This window comes from Sphingomonas sp. LH128, from assembly GCF_000293195.2.
In the GTDB taxonomy this organism is placed as follows: domain Bacteria; phylum Pseudomonadota; class Alphaproteobacteria; order Sphingomonadales; family Sphingomonadaceae; genus Novosphingobium; species Novosphingobium resinovorum_A.
The window spans coordinates 1-8,002 of sequence record NZ_ALVC01000184.1 but is presented as its reverse complement, the minus strand read 5'-3'; the positions used below and the strand labels follow the sequence as shown (position 1 = coordinate 8,002).

9 protein-coding genes and 1 pseudogene are annotated in these 8,002 nt (G+C 67.0%); 1 reads left to right on the top strand and 9 read right to left on the bottom strand.

The features are described 5' to 3' along the window. Positions 1-190 (top strand): annotated as a pseudogene (locus LH128_RS15465) (enoyl-CoA hydratase/isomerase family protein); the annotation flags it as partial. On the opposite strand, the gene LH128_RS15460 reads toward LH128_RS15465, so the two are convergent. The 9 genes from LH128_RS15460 to LH128_RS15420 all read right to left on the bottom strand — a co-directional run bounded on the left by LH128_RS15460 (position 145) and on the right by LH128_RS15420 (position 7,876). Next, on the bottom strand, positions 145-1,104 hold the full coding sequence (locus tag LH128_RS15460; RefSeq protein ID WP_327195177.1) for a hypothetical protein: 960 nt from the start codon (positions 1,102-1,104) through the stop codon (positions 145-147). The pseudogene LH128_RS15465 and the gene LH128_RS15460 sit on opposite strands and share 46 nt — an antisense overlap. 133 nt (positions 1,105-1,237) lie before the next feature. Then, positions 1,238-1,570 (bottom strand): hypothetical protein, encoded by a 333-nt coding sequence (locus LH128_RS15455; RefSeq protein ID WP_008830590.1) that lies wholly within the window; start codon positions 1,568-1,570, stop codon positions 1,238-1,240. Positions 1,571-1,690: 120 nt separating this feature from the next. Next, positions 1,691-2,107: a hypothetical protein gene (locus tag LH128_RS15450; protein ID WP_008830589.1), complete on the bottom strand. Its 417-nt coding sequence runs from the start codon at positions 2,105-2,107 to the stop codon at positions 1,691-1,693. Between the two features lie 61 nt (positions 2,108-2,168). After that, positions 2,169-3,149, bottom strand: coding sequence for an NADPH:quinone oxidoreductase family protein (locus LH128_RS15445; RefSeq protein ID WP_008830588.1), 981 nt, complete (start codon positions 3,147-3,149; stop codon positions 2,169-2,171). Next, a complete protein-coding gene (locus LH128_RS15440) occupies positions 3,146-3,910 on the bottom strand; it encodes an SDR family NAD(P)-dependent oxidoreductase (RefSeq protein WP_231958173.1) in 765 nt (254 codons plus the stop codon). The genes LH128_RS15445 and LH128_RS15440 overlap by 4 nt, the downstream gene beginning before the upstream one ends. Continuing rightward, the gene (locus LH128_RS15435) at positions 3,903-5,207 is read right to left on the bottom strand and encodes an acyl-CoA dehydrogenase family protein (protein WP_008830586.1); all 1,305 of its coding nucleotides are present in this window, start codon (positions 5,205-5,207) and stop codon (positions 3,903-3,905) included. Before LH128_RS15435 ends, LH128_RS15440 begins: the two co-directional genes overlap by 8 nt. Before the next feature lie 36 nt (positions 5,208-5,243). Beyond that, positions 5,244-6,314: a phosphotransferase family protein gene (locus tag LH128_RS15430; RefSeq protein ID WP_327195176.1), complete on the bottom strand. Its 1,071-nt coding sequence runs from the start codon at positions 6,312-6,314 to the stop codon at positions 5,244-5,246. A 7-nt stretch (positions 6,315-6,321) separates the two neighbouring features. Continuing rightward, positions 6,322-6,780 carry a MarR family winged helix-turn-helix transcriptional regulator gene (locus LH128_RS15425; protein WP_008830584.1) on the bottom strand — a complete coding sequence of 153 codons (459 nt, stop codon included), beginning with the start codon at positions 6,778-6,780 and terminating at the stop codon, positions 6,322-6,324. A gap of 31 nt (positions 6,781-6,811) precedes the next feature. Continuing rightward, positions 6,812-7,876 carry an alpha/beta hydrolase gene (locus LH128_RS15420; RefSeq protein WP_008830583.1) on the bottom strand — a complete coding sequence of 355 codons (1,065 nt, stop codon included), beginning with the start codon at positions 7,874-7,876 and terminating at the stop codon, positions 6,812-6,814. Between the last annotated feature and the right edge of the window lie 126 nt (positions 7,877-8,002).

The following is an 8,002-nucleotide window of genomic DNA, read 5'->3' as shown; positions in this document are numbered from 1 at the left end:
GCTGCTGGCAAGCGCGACGGTGGCGATCCGGGCGACCAAGATCCTCACCAATCTCGAACTCAAGCGGCTGGCGACGGCGCTGATGGACGCCGGCATCGCCTACGAAAGCGTCTCGGTCCGCAGCATGGATCATCTGGAGGGGATTCAGGCCCTCAAGGAAAAACGCGCCCCGAAGTTCGTGGGCCGCTGACGGCGTTCACTTCGCGGGCGCAGGTGCCGGTCTTGGCGGCATCGGCGGTGGAGGCGGCGCTGGTCGCGGGAAATCGGGCACGGTCTTTCCTGTGGCAAGCACCTGTTTCGCGCACCATGCGAATGCTTCGGGCAACTGCGGCAGTCCGGCGGGGGCATCGCGGCGGTGAAGCGGCAGGCTGCGAGGCGATAGGCGTCATCCTGATAGAGCTTGATCATGTCCGGCCGGGTGAAACGAAGCACCGCCCCGACGCGCGGATCGTAAGGCACCCCGAACTCCCAGTAGGCGCCGCGCAGGCCGGTCGCATTATCGATGTCCCTGGCATCGACATTGAGCGCCAGCGGCGCATCGTCCCCGCCCCAGGCCTTCTCGACGAAGGCATTGACGGGCGGTGCGCCCCTGGCAGCGGAGACAACCGACACCTTCCAGCCGGAAAACGCGCGCGTCACATGGACTTTCGCGGGCGGCAGCACCCGCTCCCTGCCCGGGTATGGCCGCACCAGGGCCAAGGGCAGCTTGCCCTTCGCAAAGGCGCAGTCCGGACCCGGCACGTAGCGGATCAATTGCGAGGGAACGATCCCCGCGCCGCGCTCCAGCCGATCAGGGCGTACCGTCAGGCGGCACGGCGAAGCCGATTGCGCCTTGCGGTCCACAGACGCCAGCCAGTCCAGTTCGACACGGTCGGCGAAGACCCTGTGATAGAGGCCCGGAACGGCCGTCCCTTCGGTCAGGGCCTGCGCATCGCCATGCTCGATCAGCATGGGCAATGTTGCCGGGGTGTCCGGAAATACCGGAAATCGCAGCATGAAGAGTAACGGCAGTACGTGCTTTTCGTCCGCGAACATGCCCGGCTGCAGAGGCGCGGTATAAGTTTCGACTTGCGCGATACGGTCTATCGACGGCCCGTCTGGCAATACAGCTTGGGCCGCCAGATTGCTTGACATCGTCAGGCCCGCAATGGCCAGCCACCCGCGCAAGTGCATAACTTCCCCCGAAAAACATGCCCCGGGAGACCCTTTATGACGTAGCGTGCCGCTATGCCAGCGATTACCCGGGCACCACCCGATCGCCGTGCTCGGTGAACAGCGCAGTGTAGCAGGTGCCGAAGTCCTGCGCGTCGCTCTGCGTCAGTTCGCCCGACTTCGAGGCCGCGCCGATGGCGGCAAGAAAGGCCATCGGGTCGTCGGCTTCCACGTCATAGATCGCAAGGAATTCGTTGGGGTCCTCGCCCATCAGCCGCGCCGCGAGCTTGTAGCGCTGGGCACCCGCCATGCCGAACGTGTTGACCAGTTCCGGCAGGTGTCTGGTATCGTACCATTCGTGATACTCGGCCTCGCGACCGGGCTGTGGGCGGGTGAGCGCGACGAGCTTCATCTTCATGGGCAGTCCTTTTTTTCCGATTTCCTCGTCATCGAGGATCAATCAGCCCCGGCGACGACGCAAGCAGGCACTATCCGGCGTCCGAAAGCATCGCTCCCCCGCGCTTTCGCCGGAGCGATCTTACTGGAGCAGGCTGCTCGCCGCCGAATACTGCGCGGGATAGTCGGCGAAGACTTCGCTCAGCAGCGTCTCGGCAAGGGCGAGTTCGGCCCGCTCCATCGCCATGAACAGGCCGGTGCTGAAGTCCTGCCGCACGAACCCGCGAAGGATGTGCGTGGGCACGGTGACGTGGAGGACTTCGTGCATTCCGTCGCCGCCGGTGCGGCATTCCATGAAGAACGGCGACATCGAGCGGGTGATGATGAAGTCCCCGGCCCGCGCCACCTCACCGCCGCACTGATTGGAGACGGCAAGCTCTCCGCGCTTCACGAACCACAGGATAGACAGGTCGGTCTCGTCCTCGCGAATATGCTGGCGCGAACGGCGGAAGAACAGGTTCGCCGCCGAACGCTGGCGAATGATCGAGATCGCGCCCACCGCCTTGCGCTCCGAACGATCGCCAGGGCGTTTGTTCGGAGAGAGCCTGGCGGCGCGGGTTTCACTCCATCACCAGCACCACGCGGCCCGCAGCCTTGCCTGAAAATGCCGCGTTCATGGCGGCGGCGTAGTCCTTCAGCGGATACCTCTCGGCAATCGCGGGAGAGAACGCGCCCTCGCCCGCCAGTTCTATCACCTTTCGCCGCATCGCCTCGGCTTCGGCCGGGCGCCGCAGAGCATGGTCACGCATCTGCACGCCGATGAGGCTGGCGGACTTCAGCAGCGGCAGGTTGGTGCGCAGTGCCGCGATCCCGGCGGTGAAACCGATGACGAGGTGACGGCCGTCATATCCCAGGTTGCGGAATGCGGGCTCGCTCGCCTCGCCGCCCACGGGATCGAAGACGATGTCGACGGGCTTGCCGTCGTTCGCCGCGATGACCTGCTCGCGCCAGTCTTCGGCGCCGGTGGTGACGACCGCATGCGCCCCGCCCGCCAGTGCCGCCGCCTGCTTCTCCGGACTGGATGCCGAGGCGATGACGTGCAGGCCAAGATGCCTGCCGACCTGGATCGCCGCGTATCCGGTCCCGCCCGCCGCACCGAGCACCAGAAGCGTCTCGCCCGGCTTCGCGCGCCCGCGATCGGCCAGCGCGTAGTAGGCGGTCTGGTAGTTCACCGCGAAGACGGCGGCCTGCTCGAAGCTCATCGCTTCGGGCACTTTGACCATGTTCGCTGCCTTGAACAGGTTGGCCTCGGCGAACAACCCGCCGAGCCCGCCGCAGAACACGCGGTCGCCGGGGGCGAGGTGCGTCACGCCCGGCCCCACCGCCTCGACCACGCCCGCCGCCTCGCTTCCGGGGATGAAGGGCAGTGGCGGCTTGAACTGGTAATGCCCCATCGCGGTGAGCACATCGACATAGGACACACCAGCGGCCTTGATGCCGACGCGCACCTGACCCTCGCCGGAAGCGCCGGGATCGAACGCTTCGAGGACATAGCTCTCCGGCGGCCCGAAGGCGCGGCCGATGACCGCGCGCAGGCTCAATGCTGCCCCCCGTCGCAGCGCACGATCGAGCCCGTCACGTTGACCGAGGCAGGGCTGGCCAGGAACAGCGCGGCGGTGACGATCTCCTCCGGGTTCGCCGCATGCCCGCGCGGGATCGGGATCGGCCCCTGCCCCTTGTCGGGCCATGCCTCGACAATATCGGTGCGGAATGCGCCCGGCGAGAGCGTGTTGACCCGCACGTGCGGCGCATATTCCCACGCCAGCGAGCGGCTCATCGCATTGAGCGCGGCCTTGGACGAGCCGTATGTCACCACCTGCGGTAGCGGCATCATCGAGCCCGAGGAGGTCACGTTGATGATGCAACCGCCCGGCCCTCCTGCCTCGGCGCGGTCGAACATGCGCTTGCCCACCAGTGTCGAAAGGCGGAACGGCCCCTTGAAATTGAGGTTGAGGACGGAATCGAACAACTTCTCGCTGACTTCGTGGCTGGGCATGCGCGGACTCATCCCCGCATTGTTCACAAGGATATCCACAGCCCCGAAAGCGGCGTAGGCCTCCTCGACCAGCCGCTCGCATTCGTCCCAGCGGCCGACGTGAGCGCTGATCGCCATCGCCTTGCGGCCAAGACCGCGCATTTCCTCGCGGACCGCCTCGCAGGCTTCCAGTTTGCGGCTGGCGACGATGACGTCGGCGCCGCGCTCGGCGAAAGCGCGGACCATCTGGTAGCCCAGCCCGCGCGACCCGCCGGTGACGAGCGCGACCTTGCCGGTGAAGTCGAACAGCGGGTCCATCTCAGGCATCTCTCGCGTTCGGGTAGCGCTCCAGCGCCTTCGCGGTGCGCGTCGGGATATGCTCGGTCGGAAACATCCCTTCCGCCGGCCGCACCCGCTTGAGATAGGCGCGCGCCAGTTGCGAGCGGTGCGCGTCGGTCGGCCCATCGGCGAAGGCCAGCGCCATGTTACCGCCGTACCATTTGGCCAGCGGCATATCGAGCGAGATGCCCAGCGACCCATGCACCTCCAGCGCCCGCCCGACGACGTTCGCATAGACCGAGGCCATCGCCACCTTGCACATGCCGATGTGCTTGCGCGCCGCGCCGTGCTTCAGGCGGCCCGCCTCGATCTCGTCGATCAGCCATGCGGTCTTGAGCACCAGCAGGCGGAACTGCTCCAGTTCGATCACCGAATCGGCGATCTTGGCCTGCACCAGTTGGTGATCGCCGAGCATCGCGCCCTTGGTCCGGCGCGAGACGGCGCGTTCCAGCATCATATCGAGCGCGCGGTTGCACATGCCCACCGTGCGCATGGCATGGTGGATGCGCCCCCCGCCCAGCCGCGCCTGCGCCACCTTGAACCCCTCGCCCCGTCCCCCGAGCATATGATCGAGCGGCACCCGGACCCGGTTGTAGCGGATGTGCGCGTGATGCCCGTTCTCGGGATCGAAGTCCCCGGCGATGGCGACGTTACGCAGGATCTCGATCCCCGGCGTGTCGGCGGGAACGACGAACATGCTCATCCGCTCGGTCAGCGGGGCGTCCGGATCGGTGACGGCGATGACCAGCAGGAAGCTGGCGAACCGGGCGTTGGAGGAGAACCACTTCTCGCCCTCGATCACCCATTCGTCGCCCTCCTGCACGGCGCGGCATGTGAAGACGTCGGGGTCGGCACCGCCCTGCGGCTCGGTCATCGAGAAGCACGAGACGATCTCGCCGGCCATCAACGGGCCGAGGTACTTCTGCTTCTGCTCCGCCGTGCCGAACAGGGCGAGGATTTCGGCATTGCCGGTATCGGGCGCGGCTGTGCCGAACACCGTCGGCGCCCAGGTGGAGCGGCCGATGATCTCGTTCATCAGCGCCAGCTTGACTTGTCCGTAGCCGGGACCGCCAAGATGCGGGCCGAGATGGCAGGCCCAGAGCCCCTGCGCCTTCACCTGCTCCTGCAGCGGCTTCAGGTGCCGCCGGGCGGCCGCGTAGGAGGGATCGAACTGAGCGCCCTGTTCGGGAAACAGCAGATCCATCGTCTCGCACTCGTCGCGCACGAAACGGTCCATCCAGTCGAGCCTGGCCTGGAATTCCGGGTCCGTCGAAAAATCGATCATCGTTCTCTCCCATTCCTCCCCCGGCGGGGGAGGAATTTACTGCATTCTCGCCACTTGCGCGGCGGTATCGCGGAAGCACTGCTCGACGATGCGCGCGAAGAAGCGCCCCGTCTCCTTCGGCAATATCCCCGCCTCCGCCTGCGCCACCTTGTATTCGAGCAGGCACCCGGACTTGAATTTCGAGAGCACCGAGAACCATTCGAAGTCGCGAATGTCACGCCCGGTCCCCGCGCAGTAATAGCGCGCCAGTTCCTGCTTCGTCGGGAAGTTGGCCGGGTTGTTCAGTGCGGTCGGGAACTCCCGGTCCGGATCGTCCTCGTCGCGCATGCCGCCGGTGAACCAGCCCATGTCGATCATCGGATCGCCGATGGTGGACAGCTCCCAGTCGATCATCGCGGCAAGGCGCGCCGGAGGGCCGTGGCGGAACATCATGTTGGGGGTGCCGACGTCGCCGTGGATGATCCCGCGCACTTCCTCCGGCATCCGCGCGTGCCGCAGCCAGTCCTCGGTTTCAGCATAGCCTTCGAGCATGCGGCCCTCGTAGCCGTAGCGCTCCTTGTAGGACGCCAGCTGGCCCGCCCAGCGATCGACCTGCCGTTCCAGGAACCGGCCCGGCTTGCCGTAGTCCCCCAGCCCGATCGCCTCGTGATCGACGTTGGCGAGCGCGATCAGCCCGTCGACGATGGCGAAGGGGATGCCGTATTCGCAAGGCATCGTATCGAAGGGCGGCTCGTTGTGAATCTTCTCGCCGCGCAAGTTCGGTGCCCAGCCCTCGACTTTCTCCATGACGTAGAACGGCGCGCCGACCACGCTGTCGTCGGAACAGGACCCGTAACACACCGGATGGGGCACCTGAGTGCCTTTGAGTGCCGTCAGTATGCGTGCCTCGCGCAGCACACCCTTCTCCGCTCCCGGCGGCGGCACGGCGGGTGGACGGCGCATGACCATCGGCTTCTCGCCCCGGTCGATCGTCAGCACCACGTTCGACGTGCCCCCCGAGAGTACCGCGGTGCGCAGCGGCCCCGTGCCCAGTTCGGGCACGAAGGCGTCCAGCCATTCGGTCAGCGGCCCGACTGGGGCCAGCCGGTCGAGATCGGCGTCCATCATCCTCTCCTCAGCGAGCGCGGAAATGCGCCTCTATCTGCCTGCGCACCGCGCGCAGCGCGGCCGTCGCGGCCGCGACTTCCTCGGAATCGAGCATCAGCCGCGCGGCCAGTGCATCGGCGCGCGCGTCGATCTGACGCTTGAGCGCAGCGCCCTTCGCGGTCGGACGCAGCAGCATGGCGCGCTTGTGTGCGGGATTTTCGAACGTCTCGACCAGCCCGGCATCGCGCAGGGCATTGGCGGCGCGCTGCACCAGCTGGCGCGCATGGCCCATCGAGCGGCCGATCTGCGCGACGGTGGGGGCGTCTTGCGCCTCCACCACCGCGGTGAGCACCATGTGTTCGCTGTCGTTGAGCGCGCATCCCGCCCGCGCCTCGCCGAAGACGCTGCGCAGGCGGCCGTTCAGGCGGATGGTCTCATCGACCAGTCCTACCAGCGGATGACGCGACTCAGATACTCCCGTTTCCATGGAAACGGGGTGTCATGTTGACACGATCGTGTCATTTCTTTGGAGGCGCGGCCTCGTCAAGCATCGCCCGGGCGACATGGAGGAACGCCGCCGTGTCGGTCTGGGCCGAAGGGATCGCCTTGCGGAACGTCGCGAAGCCGTGGATCAGACCCTTGCCCTCGAAATAGGCGGTCGGCACCCCGGCCTCGACCAGTTTGGCGGCATAGGCACGCCCCTGGTCGCGCAGAGGATCGAGCCCCGCCGTCACCAGCACCGTCGGCGGCAGGCCCGCCAGATCACCGAGGATCGGCGAGGTGCGCGGACTCTTGGGATCGGCCGCATAGTGCTCGGTAAAGCTCGCCATGCTCTTCGCGTCGAGCATGTACCCCTCGGCGAACAGTTTCGAAGAGGGATAGAGCTTGCCGAAATCGGTCGCCGGATAGATCGGGATCTGCATCACCACCGGCACGGCCGCAGGCTTGTCACGCAGCGCCGCGGCAGTGACGAGCGTAAGATTGCCGCCCGCGCTGTCGCCGCTGAGGATAAGGCCGGTAAACGCGCGCCCGAAGGCCTTGCCGTTGGCCGCCACCCAGCGCGCCGCCGCCTCGCCGTCGTCAGGCGCGGCGGGCCAGGGGTTCTCGGGCGCGAGGCGGTACTCGACCGACACCACCGGCAGGTCCAGTTGCCGCGCGATCTCCGCCGCAAGGCCGGCGTGAGTATCGATGCTGCCGAGCACGTAGCCGCCGCCGTGATAGAACACCACGACGGGGCCGGGGCCGCGCTCGGGGCGCGGATCGAACAGGCGCAGCGCCATCGCGCCGCCGGGTCCGGGCATCGTCACGTCCTTCGTCGTCACGTTCCCGATCGGCAGGTCCTGCTGCGCCATCGCCGCCAGCGCGGCGGGCGGCAGCTTGTGGATCTGAATCAGCAGTTCGCGCGTGAAAGGCGGGTTGGGCTTGGCGTAGAACGCCTTGAGATAGGCCGCGACGTCCGGGCGGACATCGGGCGCGGCGCTCGTTTCCTGCGCCGCCGGAACCGCCTCTCCGGACGCCACCGGCGCCGTTGCCAGCATCAGGGCCATGACACCGCAGCCTGCGAGGCTGCGCATACCCGCCATTCTCTTCATAGACTTCCCCTCCTGTTCGGCCGGCGGCACTACGGCAGTCCGGCCCCGGCGGGGATCAGTATACCCCGCCCTGCTCTTCCGCAAAGTTGCCCATGTCACCCGCCGCTGCCGCCGCAT

Coding starts and splice junctions, on each gene's coding strand:
- LH128_RS15440 (WP_231958173.1), bottom strand. CDS start 3,910: ATGCCTGAGATGGACCCGCTGTTCGACTTCACCGGCAAGGTCGCGCTC.
- LH128_RS15430 (WP_327195176.1), bottom strand. CDS start 6,314: ATGATGGACGCCGATCTCGACCGGCTGGCCCCAGTCGGGCCGCTGACC.
- LH128_RS15435 (WP_008830586.1), bottom strand. CDS start 5,207: ATGATCGATTTTTCGACGGACCCGGAATTCCAGGCCAGGCTCGACTGG.
- LH128_RS15420 (WP_008830583.1), bottom strand. CDS start 7,876: ATGGCGGGTATGCGCAGCCTCGCAGGCTGCGGTGTCATGGCCCTGATG.
- LH128_RS15455 (WP_008830590.1), bottom strand. CDS start 1,570: ATGAAGATGAAGCTCGTCGCGCTCACCCGCCCACAGCCCGGTCGCGAG.
- LH128_RS15425 (WP_008830584.1), bottom strand. CDS start 6,780: ATGGAAACGGGAGTATCTGAGTCGCGTCATCCGCTGGTAGGACTGGTC.